The organism is Saltatorellus ferox (assembly GCA_007751475.1).
GTDB lineage: Bacteria > Planctomycetota > UBA1135 > UBA1135.
In genome coordinates this window covers 7279781-7296750 of record CP036434.1, presented here as the reverse complement: position 1 = coordinate 7296750, position 16970 = coordinate 7279781, and the positions used below count along the sequence as shown (strand labels likewise).

General features: G+C 66.4%; 16 protein-coding genes and 1 pseudogene. 7 read left to right on the top strand and 10 right to left on the bottom strand.

All coding sequences use genetic code 11. From position 1 onward, the window contains the following. Positions 1-708, bottom strand: a complete 708-nt coding sequence (locus Poly30_RS26470; RefSeq protein ID WP_145204984.1) for a site-2 protease family protein — start codon at positions 706-708, stop codon at positions 1-3. 52 nt (positions 709-760) lie between these two features. Here Poly30_RS26470 and Poly30_RS26465 point away from each other — a divergent pair, with 52 nt between their 5' ends. From Poly30_RS26465 to Poly30_RS26450, 5 genes are all read left to right on the top strand, one after another. Further along, positions 761-1468 (top strand): 3-keto-disaccharide hydrolase, encoded by a 708-nt coding sequence (locus Poly30_RS26465; protein WP_145204981.1) that lies wholly within the window; start codon positions 761-763, stop codon positions 1466-1468. Positions 1469-1548: 80 nt separating this feature from the next. Further along, a complete protein-coding gene (locus Poly30_RS28960; RefSeq protein ID WP_419190700.1) occupies positions 1549-1695 on the top strand; it encodes a hypothetical protein in 147 nt (48 codons plus the stop codon). After that, positions 1692-2369, top strand: coding sequence for a Sec-independent protein translocase subunit TatA/TatB (locus tag Poly30_RS26460; RefSeq protein WP_145204978.1), 678 nt, complete (start codon positions 1692-1694; stop codon positions 2367-2369). The genes Poly30_RS28960 and Poly30_RS26460 overlap by 4 nt, the downstream gene beginning before the upstream one ends. 13 nt (positions 2370-2382) lie before the next feature. Beyond that, positions 2383-3246 carry a sugar phosphate isomerase/epimerase family protein gene (locus tag Poly30_RS26455; protein WP_145204974.1) on the top strand — a complete coding sequence of 288 codons (864 nt, stop codon included), beginning with the start codon at positions 2383-2385 and terminating at the stop codon, positions 3244-3246. A 155-nt stretch (positions 3247-3401) separates the two neighbouring features. Continuing rightward, the gene (locus Poly30_RS26450) at positions 3402-3653 is read left to right on the top strand and encodes a hypothetical protein (RefSeq protein ID WP_145204970.1); all 252 of its coding nucleotides are present in this window, start codon (positions 3402-3404) and stop codon (positions 3651-3653) included. A gap of 23 nt (positions 3654-3676) precedes the next feature. On the opposite strand, the gene Poly30_RS26445 is transcribed toward Poly30_RS26450, so the two are convergent. The 8 genes from Poly30_RS26445 to Poly30_RS26410 form a co-directional block, all read right to left on the bottom strand. Beyond that, positions 3677-4465, bottom strand: coding sequence for a hypothetical protein (locus Poly30_RS26445; RefSeq protein WP_145204967.1), 789 nt, complete (start codon positions 4463-4465; stop codon positions 3677-3679). A gap of 54 nt (positions 4466-4519) precedes the next feature. Then, entirely contained in the window at positions 4520-5236 is a 717-nt protein-coding gene (locus tag Poly30_RS26440; protein ID WP_419190699.1) for a VOC family protein, read from the bottom strand. 349 nt (positions 5237-5585) lie between these two features. Beyond that, positions 5586-8132 carry a sigma-70 family RNA polymerase sigma factor gene (locus Poly30_RS26435; RefSeq protein WP_145204961.1) on the bottom strand — a complete coding sequence of 849 codons (2547 nt, stop codon included), beginning with the start codon at positions 8130-8132 and terminating at the stop codon, positions 5586-5588. Positions 8133-8307: 175 nt separating this feature from the next. Beyond that, entirely contained in the window at positions 8308-10221 is a 1914-nt protein-coding gene (gene cysN / locus Poly30_RS26430; protein WP_145204957.1) for a sulfate adenylyltransferase subunit CysN, read from the bottom strand. Continuing rightward, positions 10221-11120, bottom strand: coding sequence for a sulfate adenylyltransferase subunit CysD (cysD, locus tag Poly30_RS26425; RefSeq protein WP_145204954.1), 900 nt, complete (start codon positions 11118-11120; stop codon positions 10221-10223). Before cysD ends, cysN begins: the two co-directional genes overlap by 1 nt. Positions 11121-11151: 31 nt before the next feature. Beyond that, the gene (gene cysC, locus Poly30_RS26420) at positions 11152-11736 is read right to left on the bottom strand and encodes an adenylyl-sulfate kinase (RefSeq protein ID WP_145204951.1); all 585 of its coding nucleotides are present in this window, start codon (positions 11734-11736) and stop codon (positions 11152-11154) included. Positions 11737-11764: 28 nt separating this feature from the next. Then, positions 11765-12730 (bottom strand): sulfatase-like hydrolase/transferase, encoded by a 966-nt coding sequence (locus Poly30_RS26415; RefSeq protein WP_419190698.1) that lies wholly within the window; start codon positions 12728-12730, stop codon positions 11765-11767. A gap of 137 nt (positions 12731-12867) precedes the next feature. After that, complete coding sequence (locus tag Poly30_RS26410) at positions 12868-13119, bottom strand: CopG family transcriptional regulator (RefSeq protein ID WP_145204948.1); 252 nt, start codon at positions 13117-13119, stop codon at positions 12868-12870. 230 nt (positions 13120-13349) lie between these two features. Here Poly30_RS26410 and Poly30_RS26405 point away from each other — a divergent pair. Both Poly30_RS26405 and Poly30_RS26400 read left to right on the top strand, forming a co-directional pair. Beyond that, positions 13350-13463: pseudogene (locus Poly30_RS26405) on the top strand (aldo/keto reductase); the annotation flags it as partial. 319 nt (positions 13464-13782) lie between these two features. Next, positions 13783-14895: an IS630 family transposase gene (locus tag Poly30_RS26400; protein WP_145204945.1), complete on the top strand. Its 1113-nt coding sequence runs from the start codon at positions 13783-13785 to the stop codon at positions 14893-14895. Between the two features lie 201 nt (positions 14896-15096). Here the strand turns inward: Poly30_RS26400 and Poly30_RS26395 are convergent, their stop codons facing one another. After that, complete coding sequence (locus Poly30_RS26395) at positions 15097-16968, bottom strand: alginate O-acetyltransferase AlgX-related protein (RefSeq protein WP_145204942.1); 1872 nt, start codon at positions 16966-16968, stop codon at positions 15097-15099. Between the last annotated feature and the right edge of the window lie 2 nt (positions 16969-16970).

Here is a 16970-nt window from a genome sequence, read left to right as displayed (position 1 = left end):
TTATCCGTAGTGGGCGACGCCGGTGTAGACAAGGTTCACGACCGGCATGAAGACGGCGCTGAAAATACCGGGGAAGAGCATCCATGCCGCAATGATTCCCATCATCTGGAACGTGGGCTGCGAGATGAGGTCGGCGTAAGTTCGCTGCATACTTTTCGGGGTGAAAAGTGGTAGCGCTCCGCTGCCGTCGAGGGGCGGGACCGGGATCAGGTTGAAGAGCAGCAGCACGAGGTTTTCGACGAAGAGCAGGCTCAGGAAGATCGCGAAGGAGCGGCCGACCGCGCTGCCCGCCGTCAGGGTGATCTCGGAGAACTCACCCATGGTGCGCGGCGCAACGAAGGTCTCGGTGGCGAGGCCTATGCGGATGCCGATCACGGCGAGCAGCAGCAGCGCGAGGTTCGCGGCGGGCCCGGCGACCGAGACCCAGGCGGACTTGCGCGGGTAACGCTCGCTCCAGGCGCGGTCCACCGGGATATGGGCGTAGCCCATGGGCCAGCCGATCATCATGAGGGACAGAATCGGCACGATCACCATGCCCACGGGCTCCCGGCGGATGTGGGGCATCGGATCCAGCGAGACCTGGCCCCCCAGGTAGGCGGTCGAATCCCCGAGAAGCTTCGCGACCCAGGCGTGCGCGGCCTCGTGGCACGTCGTGGAGAGCAGGAAGATCACGTAGAAACCGATCTTGATCGTCGTCTCGGGGTCCATGTGCCACAGCCTACGGTTTCGCTCGGGGCCAGCGGTCTGCACAATCAGGCGCATGTTCATCTCCCAGCTCTCCGCCTCCTTCCGGACGCTCCTCGGTGCCCTCTGCGTGATCGTGGCCGCGAGCGGCCTCGGCTCCTGCGCCTCGACCTCCACCATCCCGTTCAACGGCGAGAACCTCGACGGGTGGCACACCGACATCCCGGACGCCGACGGCGGGGCCGAGGTCGCGGCCTCCTTCGGCGTCGAGGACGGCATGCTCAAGAGCTACGGGACGCCCGAGGGGCACCTCATCACCGACGGGATTTACCGCGACTACCGTCTGACGGTCGAGTATCGCTTTCCCGGGGAACCGGGCAACTGCGGAATCCTCGTGCACTGTTCGACGCCCCGGCGCCTCTACGGGATGTTCCCCGCGTCGATCGAATGCCAGCTGAACTCCGGCCACGCGGGCGACTTCTGGTGCATCGGGGAAACGATCAGCACGCCGGACATGGAGAAACGACGCAACCCTGACCCTTCCACCTGGGGCGGCGAAAAGGGGCAATCGCGCCGGATCCTCAACCTGACCGACGACTCCGAGAACCCGGTCGGCGAGTGGAACACGATGGTCATCGAGTGCCGCGGCGACACGATCGACATCTGGGTCAACGGAGACCACGTGAACTCCGGTTACGACTGCACCGCGTCCGAGGGGCAGATCGCCGTCCAGGCGGAAGGCGTGCCCTGTGATTTCCGAAAGATCGAGCTCGAACCGCTCTGAGGCTCGATCGTGGCCAGCGCGGTTCTGTCGGTCCCTTCCGGACCTCTTCCGGCGCGCTTCCGGCTACAATTCCGCGCTCCATGTGGACCTCTTCCTTCGCCCTGATCGGCATGCCGGGCTGGCTCGAGCTGGCGGTGGTCGCGCTCGCGCTCCTCGTCATCGTCGGGCCGCGGCTGGCCAATTTTCTGGCGCGCCGGTCGGTCGAGCGTGAGCGCTTCCGTCGATGAACGTCTACTTCGCGATCCCGCTTCTTCCGGGCGGCAACCTGGAATGGCTCATCGTCATCATGGCGGCGCTGATGATCTTCGGGTCGCGGCTGCCGGAGGTGGCCCTGCGGGCGGTCGCGCACGTGATGCGGATTCGTCGCATGATCGCGAAGATGTGGCAGGACACGGGTCTGGAGGACGAGCTGCGGCGCGTCCGCCGGGACATCGAGCTCAGCATCCCGCGCGAGGCAGACTTCAAGGTCAAGAAGCCCACGACGGACGCCCAGAAGACCAACGAGGCGCGGGCGGCCGCGGAGCGCGCGCGCGAGGCGGCAGAGCGGAACGCGCGGAACCAGGTGGAGGCCGCGAAGGCCACCGAGTTCACCGAGGCCGACGAGCCGTCGGTGGACCCCGATGCCCACCGCAGGGGCGAATTCCGGCTGGAGCCCGCGGAGGGCATCGTCGGGAACGGCGACTGGCAGCCCGAAGAGGATACAGGTCCGGATCCGGGGCCAGCTCCGTCGCTCGACCTCGATCCCGCCCGTCGCGATCAGATTCCAGGCGTCGATCGGCAGGAGCCCACGACGTACTACGAGGAAGAGCCCTACAACGACGACGAGCCCGCCGCGCCGGATCTCGCGGGCGACCGTCTCGGAGCGGGCGTCAAGCCTCCGCCCGCGGGCGAGGCCTCCTGAGGGGCGCTGATCGTTGTTCCGCCTCGGCTACAACACCAACGGGCTGCCGTTCCAGCGACTGGGCGACGCGCTCGAACTCGTTTCCGACCTCGGCTACGAGGCCGTCGCGATCACACCGGACGTCGGCGCGCTCGATCCCCTGAGGCTCTCCCCGGCCGACGTCGCCGAGGCCCGGAAGCGGCTCGACGACCTCGGGCTGTCCGTGGCGATCGAGACGGGCGCGCGCTTCGTGCTGGACCCGCGGCGCAAGCACCGGCCCACGCTGCTGGAGGCGTCGGCCGCGGAGCGCGAGCGGCGGGTCGACTTCTACTTCCGCTGCCTCGCCCTGGCCGTGGAGCTGGGCGCGGACGTGGTTTCCCTGTGGGCGGGCGCCGCGCCCGAGGGCGAGCCAGGAACCCTCGACGAACTTCCCGAGCATCCTCTGCTCGATCGACTGGCGAGCGGCCTCGCCGCGGTCCTCGAGCGCGCCCGCGACCTTGGAGTGCGCGTGGGGTTCGAGCCGGAGCCCGGCATGTTCATCGAGCGGCCCGCGGGTTTCCGGACGCTTCTCGGCTACATGGGCCCCGCAGGCGACGACCTCGGCCTGACGCTGGACGTGGGCCACTGCGTCGTGACCGGTGACCTGCCTGTCAGCTCTGTCGTGGACGAGTTCGCCGGGCGTTTGCTCCACGTTCACCTGGCCGATTGCCCCCGCGGACGGCATCACCACGTGCCCTTCGGCGAGGGCGACCTCGACCTCGTGGACGCGCTGCGAGGCCTGACGGCCTCAGGTTTCCAGGGGATGGCGGCGGTCGAACTCTCGCGCGATGGTCATCGGGGCCCGGAGGCCGCGGCCGATGCCTTGGCCAGCCTGCACGCAGCCTTGACCGAAATCTGAGCCTTTTTCAGCATTTGGGGCCAGTTCTCCTGAAAGGCGCCGATCCGTTTCGTAGAAAGGCTCCCTTGGGCGCTGACAGCGGCCCGGGCGAAAAGGTCCTGAGGAACGAGAAGCCACAGCGTGCGGCAACGTACCTGGCTCGAGGAAACATCGCGATGAAACTGAAGACCATCGAAGCAGCAAGCACACGGTCCCAGGCCGCGCGCCCCGAGGTAGCCAGTCCCGAGCCGGAGATGCCCACGGCGGCGGAAGCGGCCAGGGCCGCCGGTGAGCGGGCCTGCCCGACCCGAGCCGACGGAGCGATTCCGCTCTTCCAGCACCGCGTCACCCTCAGCCAGTGCCAGTCGAAGCAGCGTGGCATGTACCACAAGTGCTTCTCCTGCGCGCACGCGAACGCGAACCGCTGATCGGAAGGCGACGGCCTCTTGCCCTACTCGAGGGCACCTTCGATCACGTCCAGCGTGGCCTCCGTCAGGAGCGGCTCGGCGCGGTCCTCCCCGAACCGGTAGAGGAACGGGCGCGGCGGCTCGGAATCCGTGAACTTGCCGTCGCCGTTCAGGTCGACCCGGGCCATCAGGATCGCCACGTCGAACGTCGGGTCGAACTGAACGCTCACCAGCTGGGTTCCAGGGGGCGTGACGAGGCGCGGGTTCCGCCCGTCGCCGTCGGTGACGAGGGCGCGCACGCCGTCGAGGTCGTTCAGCTTCTGGTCGCCGTTCGTGTCCGCGGTGGTGGCCGAGAAGATCAGCGCCGAGGCGACCTGGCGGGCCTCCTTGTCCGGGAAATTGCGCTCCGTTGAGAGCTTGATCCAGAGGCTCGAGAGGACGCCGCGCTCTTCGAGGAGCGTCCACTGCTCTCCGGACTCGAGGTCGTGGATGGCGGCATTGTGCCAGCGAATCCGTCGGAAGAGACCCGCGGGAGACGGCGCGCGCAGCCGAGCCTGGGACTCGTCGGCGAAGGACGAGAGACCGCCCTCCGAGAAGTGGTCGCGATCGCCGAACCAGCCCACGGTGGACTCGCGCGAGAACGGGATGATCCGAGACCTCGAACCCGGGATCGGAAGCGGATCACCGAAGGTCGGCCGTCCCTCGACGGCTTCGTCGACGGGGGTCTCGGAGAGGCGGTAGCTCTCGCGGGTCGCCGCGTTCTCGTAGAGGCTGCCTGACTGGCAAGAGGCGACGAAGAGAGCGAGGGTGACGAGCGCGGGTGTTTTGTGCATGGGTGAGCGGCGAGGAAAGGTTGCGGCGGGCGGCTTGGGAGAGCTTCTCGTGGGCTACTGGACGCGGACTCCGGCGATTCGGTCCAGGGAACCCGTGTCGTCGGAGGTCTCTGGTATCTGTCGAATCAGGAGGCTGGCGGAGCCCAGGGAGAAGGTGAGGGTACCCGCTGTCGGCCCGGTGGTTTCGCGCGTGCCGAGAAGGCTGCGCCATCTTTGACGCGCGCGGTCGAGGTGCTGGGTGGCGATCTCGACGGACTCGAGGATGGGGGCGTCGGCAGCCGCAGCAAGAGCCGCCGCACGTTCGATCACGAAGACCTTGAGACCGTGCAGGGGCTCGTCGGCGCAGCGGAAGCGTCGCCACTCGCGGCGTTCATCCGAGTCGAAGTGTCGGGCGCTGGACGCCGTGATCTCGCCGGGTTCGAAGCCCGCCGCGTGCAGGCGCGTGCGTTCCCGTTCGAGGTCATCGGTTCCGAAGACGAGGCTCTTGTAGCCGGGCCCGCTGGCCTCGACCTTTTGCATGAGGCCGGAGCATGTGCGCGTGGGATCGCCCGCGCGGTAGGCGGGCGCGAGGAATTCCACGGCGCCGCCGTGAAGCCGATACTCCGCTGTCCAGATCCCGTCAGAATCGACCGCGATCCAATCGGGGGCGGTGAGGCGATTCAGCGGGGTTCCTCCCGGAGGCCCCGGAAGGTCCGGAAGCCCCGGAAGGACACCGGACGTGTCGGCGAGATCGCGGCAAAGGTAGACGACGTGGTCGAGCTGGCCAAGCATGGGGACACGATGGTAGCGGGTCGCGCGCCACGCGGCCGTGACGCCGGGGGCTACTTGGTCTCTTCCGTCACGTCCCATTTCGTGAGTCTCTTCTCGCTCAACAGCGTGTCGATCGAGACGCCCATCCTGGCCCTCACGGCGTCCTTGAAGGTATCGACCTGTGCGTCTGCAGGAAGTTCGATGGGCAGGTAGAGAAGCGGGCCACCCTCGACCTTGCTGCCGCTGATTCCCGGACGATCGAGGTGGCGAGGCAGAGCGGGCCCCGAGGCGATCGCTTTCGAAATGACGTCGCACCGAGCGGTCCTTCTGAGCGGCTGTATGGGCCGCGCATCGGTACCGTCACGGGCACTTACAGCGTCACTCGGCCCAGGTCGCGCGCTTCATCGCGAACGAGCGGACCGACGCAGTGGTGTTCGCGTACGGTCTCGCTTCCCTGGCGCAGGGTCAGGGTGAACGAACCCTCTGGCAGGTAGTCGAATCGAAAGCGGCCGTCGGGCGAGGTGTTGCCATGGACCCTGGTCGCCGGAGTCGTGGCCACCGTCAGCGTCAACGGACCCGTGAGTGCTTCACCGTCCTCCGCGACGAGCTGGCCGCGTAGGCTCGCGGTGGGCGTCTTGTCATCGGGAACGATGAGTCGGAGGCCCTCACCGAGGTTTCCGCTGGGGTCCCCCGCGGGTGGCCCGAAGGACTCGAGGAGGAGGGCCGGCGGTCCAATGAAGCGGCCCGGTGGGTAGACCCGGATCTCGTACGCGTCCGCCGGTTCGCGCTCCACCTCGAACGAGCCGTCTGCGTGGACCGTGGCACCGGACGAGTTCTGCGCGGGAACACCGCCCACGATCCCGCGCGCCGAGACGTACCAACCCGAGAGGGGAGCGCCTGCCTCCGATACGACGTGGCCCGCCAGGTTTCGCGCCGTCGATAGCACGGGGTTCCAGGCCTGCTCGACGCCCTCTTCGATGTAGAGGGTTTCGCGGAGAATCGCGTCTTCGCCTTCGCTCTCGGCGAGCAGGAACATCTCTCCGGCGCTCACCTGGGACAGCCGATAGCGGCCTTCGTCGTCGGTCCGGGTCGCGGCCTGGGGCACGGTTGTGTCTTCACCGGGGAACGCCGCAATGCGAGCGTTGGAGGCGGGGCCGCCCTGCGCCGTCAGGACTCGACCCACGAGCGTCCCGCCCTCTCCGAGCTCGATGTCCAGCTCGACCGAGCCGCCGTCCGTGATCACCACCGACCGCGACCACGGCGCTGCCCTGTGCCCGCGGGCCCTGACCGAAACCTCGCCGATGCGTAGCTCGGGGAACTCGAACGTGCCGCCTGCACCCGTCTTCTGCGATTGCGGAATCGTGGTCCAGTCGTAGGTCGCACCATCCGCAGGGCGGGTCATGTCACCAACACTCACGGTGACGCCCTCCAGCGGGGTCCCTGCGAGTGAACGCACCGTGCCGCGCAGGCTACCGTGGCGCACGCCGAGCACGAGGCGCAGTCCGTGGTCCGCGTAGTCCCTCGTGAAGTCTGGCGCCGCCGACAGGGAAGGGGCGTAACCCGCTGCCCTTGCGCAGAGGAACTGTGCACCCGCCACGTACTTCACGTCGAATCTGCCGTCCGGTCCGCTCCTGCCCACGGGATAGCCCTTCTCCACCGGCCCCGGCCGATGTCCGACCCAGAGCTCGGCATCGGGCACCGGCCGACCGGATTCGTCCACGACGATGCCGCGCGTCCTGTGCCGCGCATCCAGCTCGAACCGGACCTCGGTGGTTTCCCCCGCGGTCACTTCCACGGTCGCGGCATGGCGTCCGCCCGTTCCGCCGAAGCGCGTCAAGACCGCAGCGACCCTCCCTGGCGCCACGTCGTCGAAGAACGCCTCGCCTCGCTCGTTGGTGCGCTGGACCCTCATGGGACGGAAAGACAGCACCCCTTCGTCCTCGGGCAATAACTCGATGTCCATTCCGGCAATCGGCGACGCACTCCCTTCCTCCTGGCAGAGCACGCGCACGCGGCCGAGTTCGAGCGCCGGGCGTATGGCCACCGGCTCCGACTCGGCGGGCGCTTCTTCGCTCGCGAGGACCGTGCGCTCCGCAGGGGCCGCGGGGGCTCCTGGCTCCCTGGGCCCCGCGTCAGTCTCGGGCGTCCGTAGCGATTCAGGCTGGTCGTTCAGCACGGTGCTGCTGTGGCGTTCGAGGGAGGGGGCGCTCGAGGGGTCCTCGGGCAGCGCCAGTGAGCCAAGGGCGACCAGCGCCAGGACGAAGAGAATGACAAGGAACTTCTTCATGGGAATCGCAAGGCTGGCAGCCCACGGATGAGGGGGAACGGTGGAGGCGGCTGCCACGGACGGAGTCCCCACGTGCAGCTGCTTCGCGACAGGCACGGAGAGCGAGGCAAGCCACCTGCGGGGCGCCCCCTGTGCAGCGTCCGGCCGGAGGATGGTGCGCAGTCGCTTGAGCGCGCGGGACAGCCGCGAGGACACGGCGTTGGGCGTCTGCCCGAGGCTCTCGGCGATCTCCTGCACGGACAGTTCCGCGACGAATCGCAGCGCCAGGACTTCTCGGTCATGGCGCGGCAGCTGCGCGATCGCGCGCTGGATCTCCTGCTGAAGCTCGAGCTGCTCGAGGCGCCGGGCGGGGTCGAGGTCCTGGGCCTCTGGACGGGCAGACTCCGCCTCGCGCTGTGCGCGTCGACGCTCGGAGCGTAGCTGCATGCCGAGCTTTCGCTGGAGCGTTCGGCGGAGCCAGCCAGCGCCCAGGCTCGCGGCCTCGGCTTGAGCGGCCAGGAGCGTTTCCTGCACGGCGTCCTCGGCGGACTCGCGGCGATAGCCCATGCGGAGCGCGCAGCCCCGAAGCCACACGGCCTGTCCGAGCAGGCCCTCCATGGAGGTGAGGTCTTCGGGCTGGGAGTTGGACATCACGGGCTTGGTTGTCACGCGCCTTCCGATCTTGCAGCGAATCCGAAAGTTTCAGAAGGAAACGTCGCGACACTGTCCTCACGTTCACCATGGTCGGGCCCCTGGCCATGGAAAGGAAGCCGGCCCCCACGGCAGGTGGGAGGCCGGCTTCCTTCGGTCCGTCAGAGGACGGGCCTCAGCTTCCGCGCGCGTCCAGGCGGCCCCTCGACTTCAGTTCGGCCATGATCTGGTCCGCGGCGTCCTCGACCGTGCACTCCATCGTCTTGACGTGGACGTCGGGCGACAGCGGAGCTTCGTAGGGCGAGTCAATGCCCGTGAAGTTCTTGATCTCGCCCGCGCGCGCCTTGGCGTAGAGGCCCTTGACGTCACGGCGCTCCGTTTCGGCGATCGGCGTGTCCACGTAGACCTCGATGAACTCCTGGGTATCGAGCGCCTCCCGCGCCATCTCTCGCTCCGAGCGGAACGGTGAGATGAACGAGACCAGCACGATCAGTCCCGCGTCCGTCATCAGCTTGGCCACCTCGGAGACGCGGCGGATGTTCTCCACCCGGTCCGCGTCGGTGAAGCCGAGGTCCTTGTTGAGGCCGTGGCGCACGTTGTCGCCGTCGAGGAGGTAGGTGTGACGGCCCGCGGCGTGGAGCTTCGTTTCCAGCACGTTGGCGATCGTCGACTTCCCGGAGCCGGATAGACCCGTGAACCAGACGACGCAGGGCTTCTGTCCCTTGGCGCGCGCCCGGGCGGGCTTGTTGACGTCGAGGCTCTGCCACTGGACGTTCTCCGAGCGCCAGAGAGCGAAGTCCAGCATGCCCGCGCCGACCGTGTCGTTCGTGAGCCGGTCGATGATGATGAAGCCGCCCGTCTGACGGTTCTCCTTGTACGCATCGAACGCGATCGGCTGATCGAGGTTGATGTTGCAGACGCCGATGTCGTTGAGTTCGAGAGTCCGCGCGGGCAGCTCCTCGAACGTGTTGACGTTGACCTTGTGACGGGGCTCGGCGATCGAGACCGCGGTGCTCTTGGCACCGATCTTCAGGACGTACTCGCGCCCGGGGAGCATCGGCTCCTCGTGCATCCAGACGATGGTCGCGCGGAACTGGTCCGCGACCTTCGGCTCGTCCGCGGCGTCGGCGAGGATGTCGCCGCGGCTCGCGTCGACCTCATCGTTCAGGCAGATCGTGACGGACTGGCCCGCGACGGCGGTCTTCAGATCGCCGTCGGGACCCAGGATGCTCTTGACGGACGAGGTCGTGCCCGCGGGCAGGACAGCGAGCTTGTCGCCGATGCCCACGGAGCCGCGGGAGATGTAGCCCGAGAAGCCGCGGAAGTCCGAGCTGGGGCGGTTGACCCACTGGACCGGCATGCGGAACGTTCGCTTCGAATCCAGCTCGCCGATCTTCAGCGTTTCGAGTTCGCCGAGGAGCGTGCGCCCCTGGTACCAGCTGAGCTTATCGCTCGGCTTGGTGACGTTGTCGCCCTCCAGGGCGGAGACCGGGATGCAGGTGACCTGGCTGTTGCCGAGGCTCGCCGCGAGTTCCCGGTAGTCGGCCTGGGCCTTCAGGAAGACCTCCTCGCTGTAATCGACGAGGTCCATCTTGTTGACGGCGAGCACGAGGTGCTGGATGCCGAGCAGCGAGCAGATGTAGGTGTGCCGGCGCGTCTGCGTGAGGATGCCTTTGCGAGCATCGAGCAGGATGATCGCGGCGTCAGCGGTGGAAGCGCCGGTCACCATGTTGCGGGTGTACTGCTCGTGGCCAGGCGTGTCCGCGACGATGAACTTGCGCGCCTTCGTGGAGAAGTAGCGGTAGGCCACGTCGATCGTGATGCCCTGCTCGCGCTCGGCGGCGAGGCCGTCCACGAGGAGCGCGAGATCGAGGCGCCCGCCCTGGGTGCCCATGCGAGCGGAGTCCGCCTCGAGGGCGGCGAGCTGGTCCTCGTAGATCAGCTTCGACTCGTACAGCAGGCGCCCGATGAGCGTGCTCTTGCCGTCATCGACGCTGCCGCAGGTGATGAAGCGCAGAAGCTCTTTGTGCTCGTGGGCCTTGAGGTACGCCTCGATGCCCTCGGCTTTGATCTGTTCGAAATGGTCCATTAGAAGTAGCCCTCCTGTTTCTTCTTCTCCATCGAGGCGGCGGAGTCGAAGTCGATGATGCGGCCCTCGCGCTCGGAGTTCACGGTGAGGAGCATCTCCTCGATCACCTGGGTCAGGGTCGTCGCCTCGCTCTCCACCGCGCCCGTCAGGGGGTAGCAGCCGAGGGTCCGGAAGCGAACGCTCTTCATCATCGGGGTCTCACCCGGCTCCAGCGGCATGCGATCGTCGTCCACCATGATGAGGACGCCGTCGCGCTCGACCACAGGGCGTTCCTTCGCGAGGTACAGCGGCACCACGGGAATCCCTTTCAGGTGGATGTACTGCCAGATGTCCAGCTCGGTCCAGTCGGAGAGCGGGAACACGCGCAGGCTCTCGCCCTTGTTGGTGCGCGTGTTGAACGTGCTCCAGAGCTCGGGGCGCTGGCGCTTCGGATCCCAGCGGTGCTGGGCCGAGCGGAACGAGAAGACGCGCTCCTTGGCGCGAGACTTCTCCTCGTCACGGCGGGCGCCCCCGAAGGCCGCGTCGTACTGGCCCTTGTTGAGCGCCTGCTTGAGCGCCTGGGTCTTCATGATGTCCGTGTGGACCGCCGAGCCATGGCTGAAGGGGTTGACGCCCTGGGCGACGCCCTCCTGGTTCGTGTGGACGATCAGGTCGAAACCGTGCTCCTTCGCGAGGTTGTCGCGGAAGGCGATCATCTCCCTGAACTTCCAGGTCGTGTCGACGTGAAGGAGGGGGAACGGGAGCTTGCCGGGAGCGAAGGCCTTCAGCGCAAGGTGCAGCATGACGGCGCTGTCCTTGCCGATGGAGTAGAGCATCACCGGATTCTCGCACTCGGCCGCAACCTCGCGGATGATGCGGATGCTCTCGGCCTCGAGGCGCTCGAGATGGGTCAATGACATGGCGGGACGGATCGGAGAGTGGGAAACAGGTTTACTGGTCGGCGAGGAGGCCGCGTCGATGGAGGAAGTCGAGCACCTTGGCGGCGGACTCCTCCACGGTTTCGTCGCCGGTATGGACGACGACCTCGGGGTTCTTGGGCACCTCGTAGGGGTCGCTGACGCCCGTGAAATTCTTGATCAGGCCCGCGCGGGCCTTCTTGTAAAGACCCTTCGTATCGCGCTCTTCCACGACGGAGAGCGGCGCGTTCACGAAGACCTCGATGAACTCGGCGCGCGCGGGGTCCACCATGGCGCGGACCTCGTCGCGGACGCATCGGTAGGGGGAGATCGCGGCGGTGATGGCGCAGCAGCCGTTGTGGGCGAGTAGCCTCGCGACGAATCCGATGCGCCGGACGTTCATGTCCCGGTCTTCCTTGGTGAAGCCGAGGCCCTGGGAGAGGTGCTGGCGCACGAGGTCCCCGTCGAGGACCTCGACGAAGTGCTCGCGCGCCTGGACCATCTCGGAGAGCCGCGCCGCCAGCGTGGACTTGCCGGCTCCGGAAAGACCGGTGAACCAGAGCACACAGCCTTTCGCCGAGCCACCGCCGGGACCGGCTACCTTCGCTTTGGGGAACATGACGCGTGGGTCTCGAAGGCGGCGGCGACTAGCGGATCATCCCTTCGAGGTAGGGAACCTCGAAGCACTTCTCGTGCATGATCGGGCCGTGGCCGAAGTAGCCCGCTTCCCCGAAGAGTTCGCCGTGGTCGGCGGTCACGATGATGTGGGTGTTCTTCGGGACCATGTCGTAGAGCTGCTCGAACACCGAGTCGAGGTAGCGCACCGTGTCGATCTGGCGCTCCTTCAGCTGATCGAGCTTGTCCTGGTCGAAGAACTGGAAGTCCTCCTTGAACTTCTCCTCGACACCTTCCTTCTCCGCGATCTGATCGTTCATCTTGCGGAAGACGCCGTTCACGCCGCTGATCCGCGGCCACATGGACGAGTCCTCGTTCGGCTTCGCGTAGGGATAGTGCGTCTCACCGACGTTGAGCAGGTAGAAGTGCGGCCGCGGGCCGTCGAACTTCATGGTCGGCAGGATGGCGGCCATGTCGTTGTGGCTGTCCATGAGCTGGAACGAGTCGAAGGCGCGGTTGATGCCGGTCTTCGGGTTCAGCACGGGGAGCGAGACGCGCGCGTGCGTGTCGTAGCCCATCTTCGACTGGAGGAAGCCGGGCAGCCAGAGGCCGGGGACCATGGCGCCGAAGTCGATGTCGGTGCCCTTGGATCCGAGGCGCTTGTTGTAGTTGTAGAAGTCCTCCTTGTAGTACTCCGACGCGTACACGTTCTCCGGGGAGGTGTGCGGCAGGAGCCCGGTGAGGAGGTTGTAGTGGGAGGGCGCCGTCCACGAGGCGTAGGTGTAGCGCTTCTCGACCTTGCCGCCCGAGAGCTTGGCGATCGTCTTCGTCTCGGCCGCCATGAAGGCGTCGTAGCGGCATGAGTCGAGGATGATGATCACGAGGTGATTCTCACCCTGGGGGTCGGGCTTCTGGACCATCCCGGGTCGCATGGGAAGCCGGGGGCGCGGGCCAGCCGGGGCGACGGGCTTCTTCTTGAACTTGTCGAACAGTCCCATGGTGTGGAAGTCGGGGCAGGGAGTCGTGGGTCGGGTCTCTAGTGGCTCCTCGGACGGCATCGCGCCCGAGGTGAACAAGGAAGTGGGCTCTTTCTGCGGGCCCTCCCGGAGGTCAGGCCGGGTTTCGGGTCAGCCCCTCACAGGTAACCGAGGTTCTCCAGCTTCCGCCGGACGTCGTCGAGTTCGGCCTGGGTGAACTCCCTGGCCTCGCTCTCGGGCACGACACCCGCCTCCGGATCGACCTTGGCGGAGGGCGAATCGCCCATCAGGTCCCGGAGAACGAAGACGATGAAGTCCGTGGGGGAGCTGAATCCGGAGCCCTCGACGACCAGCTGGATCTTGCGATACAGCGGACGGGGGATCTTGACGGTGACTTTCGACTCGCGCACGGCTTGGAGTGTGATTGGAGGGTAGGTCGACCCGGAGATGCTTCTGAGGGGGCCGAAACAGGGGTCAGGCCCCTTCTTTTGGGCACCCAACACTCCAATCGTACTCCGATCGGAGCCTCGCGGGGCTCCGGCGGACACTTTTTTGCCCGGAGGTGTCGAATCGTTATCGAAATGTAACGCGCTCCCGGGCCCCCCGTGGCGTCCGATCGCCCACCCGATACGCAGCGTCTGAGGACGAGATCCTGCCGACGTGCCGCAAGGTCGGCATCGGCCCCGTTCCCTACAGTCCTCTCGGCCGCGGCTTCCTCACGGGCGCGATCAAGAGCCGCGCCGACTTTGATGCCATTGGGGTTTGGCGCAACGCCGCGAGCGCGGATCCTGGCGGTGCTCGCGGAATCGCATTCTGTGGCGCAGACTCCTAGTGCCCTGAATCAGAAGTTCGTCGCATTAGTTTTAGTCTGTTTCGTTTCGTAGCAAGGCGTCCGAACCGCAGTGCGTAGCAGTAGTTCCGTCCAAGGTTCGGCAACGCAGCTACGGAGCGAAACAGGCGAAACTAATGCGACGAACTTCTGATTCAGGGCACTAGTGCCCTGCGGCAAAAGTTCGTCGAAATAGTTTTCACCGTTTCAAGGCCGATGCGTATGTGCGAGCATGGCACGAACAATGGGACGACCGAAGGCGGAACTGGTGTTGACGACCGAGGAGAAGGCGGAGCTTCAGCGACTGGCGCGAAGGAGGAACGTCGGCGTTGTGGTTGCGGAGCGCGCGCGCATCATCCTCGAGTGTGGCAAAGGGTTGGAGAACATCCAGGTAGCCGAGCGGCTGGGCATCACGAATCAAACCGTCGGCAAGTGGCGGAAACGCTTCATTGACTCTCGGCTCGACGGCCTCTCGGACGACTTCCGCAGTGGCAGGCCGCGCTCGGTGTCGGATCGCGACGTTGAAAAGATCGTCGACACCACCCTGCACAAGGACCCGAAGGCCGCAACGCATTGGTCCTCCAGGATGCTCGCTGAGCAGCTCGGAGTTTCGCCAACAGCGGTGCAGAGGGTCTGGCGTGCGTTCGGGTTGCAGCCTCATCGTACGGAGAGTTTCTCTCTGTCGAAGGACCCATATTTCGTTGAGAAGGTCCGCGATGTCGTCGGGCTGTACATGTCGCCACCGGACAACGCACTGGTCCTCTGTGTCGACGAGAAGTCGCAAATGCAGGCCCTAGAGCGCTCTCAGCCGCTGCTTCCGATGCAGCCGACGCATCCCGATCGCCGCACTGCCACCTACTCACGCAACGGGACGACTTCACTCTTCGCCGCCCTTGATATCGCAACGGGACGGGTCATTGGTAAGACCTTCAGGCGGCACCGTGCCAGCGAGTTCATCAGGTTCCTCGGCGAGATCGACAGCGCCGTTCCAGCGGACCTGGAGCTCCACCTCGTCTTGGACAACTACGCCACGCACAAGACCCCTGAGGTCAAGCGATGGCTCCTGCGTCACCCGCGCTTCCACATGCACTTCACCCCGACAAGCTCGTCATGGCTCAATCTCGTGGAGAGCTTCTTCTCGATCGTCGAACGCCGCGTGACGAAGCGAGGCAATCACCAGTCCGTCACTGCGCTCGAGAAGGACATCCGCGTATTTCTCGATGATCACAACTCGGATCCCAGACCATTCGTTTGGAAGAAGACAGCTGACCAGATCCTCGACAGCCTGAAGCGCTACACCGCGAAGGTTGGCGCGCTCCGCGCCGAGAAGGCGAAACGCGGCAGCAAGGCCAAGTAGCGGCACTGTAAAACTAATTCGACGAACTTTTGCCGCAGGGTACTAGTGCCCAGAATCAAAAGATCGTCGCATTAGTTTCGCCTGTTTCGCTCCGTAGCTGCGTTGCCGAACCTTGGACGGAACTCTCGAGCCCGACCACTGGCGTCTCACGACCCCGCGCTTTTCGGAGGCGAACTTCGGCGCCAACCTGGTGCTCCCCGTTCACCTTGGCGTCTTCGGGCCCTGGGGAGCGGGCAGGGTGCCGGGAACGGGTGGGACGAGAGAGCCGAGGTGGAGGGTGACGGGTCCTTCTGGCCCGGTCACCGTGACGAGGTCCAGGTGACCGAGGGCGAGGTGCCCCAGCGTGAACGCGGCCGCGCGGGCCCCCTCCGATCTTTCGAAGGACCAGCGGCGAGCGGCCTTCTTGCCCTCGAAGTCGCGGCCGCTGGCTTCCACGACGAAAGGGCCCTTCGTCGGCTCTTCCCACTGGAGGAGAAGAGCGTCGTGGCGATGCAGATAAGTAGGGCCCGAATGCCGGTGGATGCTGGTCTCAGGGGAGGTCAAGGCCAGGGGGCGCAGGGACGACAGGCCGACGTCCGTCACGACGGTGGCCGTCACGCCTGCGCCGAGCGCGGGCTCATTCACCGGTGCGAGCCAGAACGATCCCGCTGGATCGTCGGACTCGAAGACGGGGAGGATCCTCGTGTGGCGACCCGGGGGCACGCGGATCGAGAGAGACATACCGCTACAGGAGAGCCGCCACTGGGTCATCGCCTCGCTCTCGAAATCGACGCGGATCGCGAGGATGCCGTCGCCGCTCGAGAGGAGCGTTCCCGGTGGATAATGGATGAGCGGCCGATTCAGGCGCGGCGTCTCCTTGGCGGCTCCCGGAAACAGGTCCGCGGGAAGCGGTCTCGAGATGTCGGCCCTGTAGAGGTGGTTCAGGATCGTGAAGCAAGCCCGCATGGTCGACTCGGCGCCGGGCCGGATCGCTTCGGCCTGGTGAATCGGGAACTCCGCGATGAGGAAGCGTGGAAGCTGGTCCGGCTCGCGCACGCGGATCCCTTCGCTGAGCGAGTAGACGGGCAATCGCCCCCTCAGGCTGGCGTCGATCACCGGAGCCTGCAGCTGGTAGGCGAGGATCGCCCTCGCGAAGAACCCGTCGCAGAAGCTGGAGCCAGCGAGCAGGATCTCCGCCGGTTCCTTCCCCGAGTCGATGCGCTGCTCGCGTCCCGGCGGAAGAAGAAAGAACGCCGGTTCCACCTGGGGGTTGGCCCACTCGTGCGAGGGATGTCGCGGAAGGATCCCCGCGTGCGTGAGCACTCCGATCGTCATGTTGGGGGGCCCGTCGACGTACTCGATGGTCGCAGTGTTCCGCGGCAGGTCCGGGACCTGGTGCGCCACCTCGTCGGCGAACGTCACGACGCCCGCTCTCGCCCAGTGGCTGTCGTGCCGCAGGTAGATGGACTCGGCGCCCGGAGCGGTCCAGCGCGGTAGCAGGTCGACCGTACGGATACCGCTGCTCTTGAAGGTGTCGATGACGAAGCGATCGTACTCGGGCCAGAACTCGAGTCCCTTCGGAAGCATCGCCTGATCAGCCACGACCTTGCGTGGGAGCGGCACGACGATCAGTTTGCTTCCACGGGCCGCGAGGCATCGGTCGATCGCCCCGAAGACCTTGGCGAGAAGACGGGCGCCGTCCGTCTCCTTGGATGGATCCCGCGCAATGCGCTCGCGGTAGAAAAGGTGGCCGTTCTTTCCGACCACGAGGGCCCGGCTCGGTACGTCGCCGAGGGCCAGCATGAAGAGGCCCCAGTACGGAGCCACCTCGCGACGAACTCTGCCCCTGAGTCGGAAGTCGGTCTCGATGGAGCGAGCTCGGCTCCCGTCCCACCAGCTAGTGTCCCTGGCGGCGCGCTCTGCTTGCTCCTTCTCCTCCCCGATCAGCATTCGCTTGCTGGGCGGCATCAGGACTTCCACCGCGCCGGTGCCGGATAGAACGCCGAGCGAGACGATCACCGTCAGCGCCGCCACCCAGCGCTTGCGCCCCGGGTCGGCCGCGGGCAGCTCGATGAGCTCCTTGGTGAGGGACATGG

What these genes read in the sequence shown, in the direction of transcription:
- Poly30_RS26400 (WP_145204945.1), top strand. Translation starts at nt 13,783, where the DNA reads ATGGGACGACCGAAGGCGGAACTGGTGTTGACGACCGAGGAGAAGGCG.
- Poly30_RS26460 (WP_145204978.1), top strand. Translation starts at nt 1,692, where the DNA reads ATGAACGTCTACTTCGCGATCCCGCTTCTTCCGGGCGGCAACCTGGAA.
- Poly30_RS26445 (WP_145204967.1), bottom strand. Translation starts at nt 4,465, where the DNA reads ATGCACAAAACACCCGCGCTCGTCACCCTCGCTCTCTTCGTCGCCTCT.
- Poly30_RS26395 (WP_145204942.1), bottom strand. Translation starts at nt 16,968, where the DNA reads ATGTCCCTCACCAAGGAGCTCATCGAGCTGCCCGCGGCCGACCCGGGG.
- Poly30_RS26465 (WP_145204981.1), top strand. Translation starts at nt 761, where the DNA reads ATGTTCATCTCCCAGCTCTCCGCCTCCTTCCGGACGCTCCTCGGTGCC.
- Poly30_RS26450 (WP_145204970.1), top strand. Translation starts at nt 3,402, where the DNA reads ATGAAACTGAAGACCATCGAAGCAGCAAGCACACGGTCCCAGGCCGCG.
- Poly30_RS26440 (WP_419190699.1), bottom strand. Translation starts at nt 5,236, where the DNA reads ATGCTTGGCCAGCTCGACCACGTCGTCTACCTTTGCCGCGATCTCGCC.
- cysN (WP_145204957.1), bottom strand. Translation starts at nt 10,221, where the DNA reads ATGGACCATTTCGAACAGATCAAAGCCGAGGGCATCGAGGCGTACCTC.
- cysC (WP_145204951.1), bottom strand. Translation starts at nt 11,736, where the DNA reads ATGTTCCCCAAAGCGAAGGTAGCCGGTCCCGGCGGTGGCTCGGCGAAA.
- Poly30_RS26435 (WP_145204961.1), bottom strand. Translation starts at nt 8,132, where the DNA reads ATGTCCAACTCCCAGCCCGAAGACCTCACCTCCATGGAGGGCCTGCTC.
- cysD (WP_145204954.1), bottom strand. Translation starts at nt 11,120, where the DNA reads ATGTCATTGACCCATCTCGAGCGCCTCGAGGCCGAGAGCATCCGCATC.
- Poly30_RS26415 (WP_419190698.1), bottom strand. Translation starts at nt 12,730, where the DNA reads ATGGGACTGTTCGACAAGTTCAAGAAGAAGCCCGTCGCCCCGGCTGGC.
- Poly30_RS26470 (WP_145204984.1), bottom strand. Translation starts at nt 708, where the DNA reads ATGGACCCCGAGACGACGATCAAGATCGGTTTCTACGTGATCTTCCTG.
- Poly30_RS28960 (WP_419190700.1), top strand. Translation starts at nt 1,549, where the DNA reads ATGTGGACCTCTTCCTTCGCCCTGATCGGCATGCCGGGCTGGCTCGAG.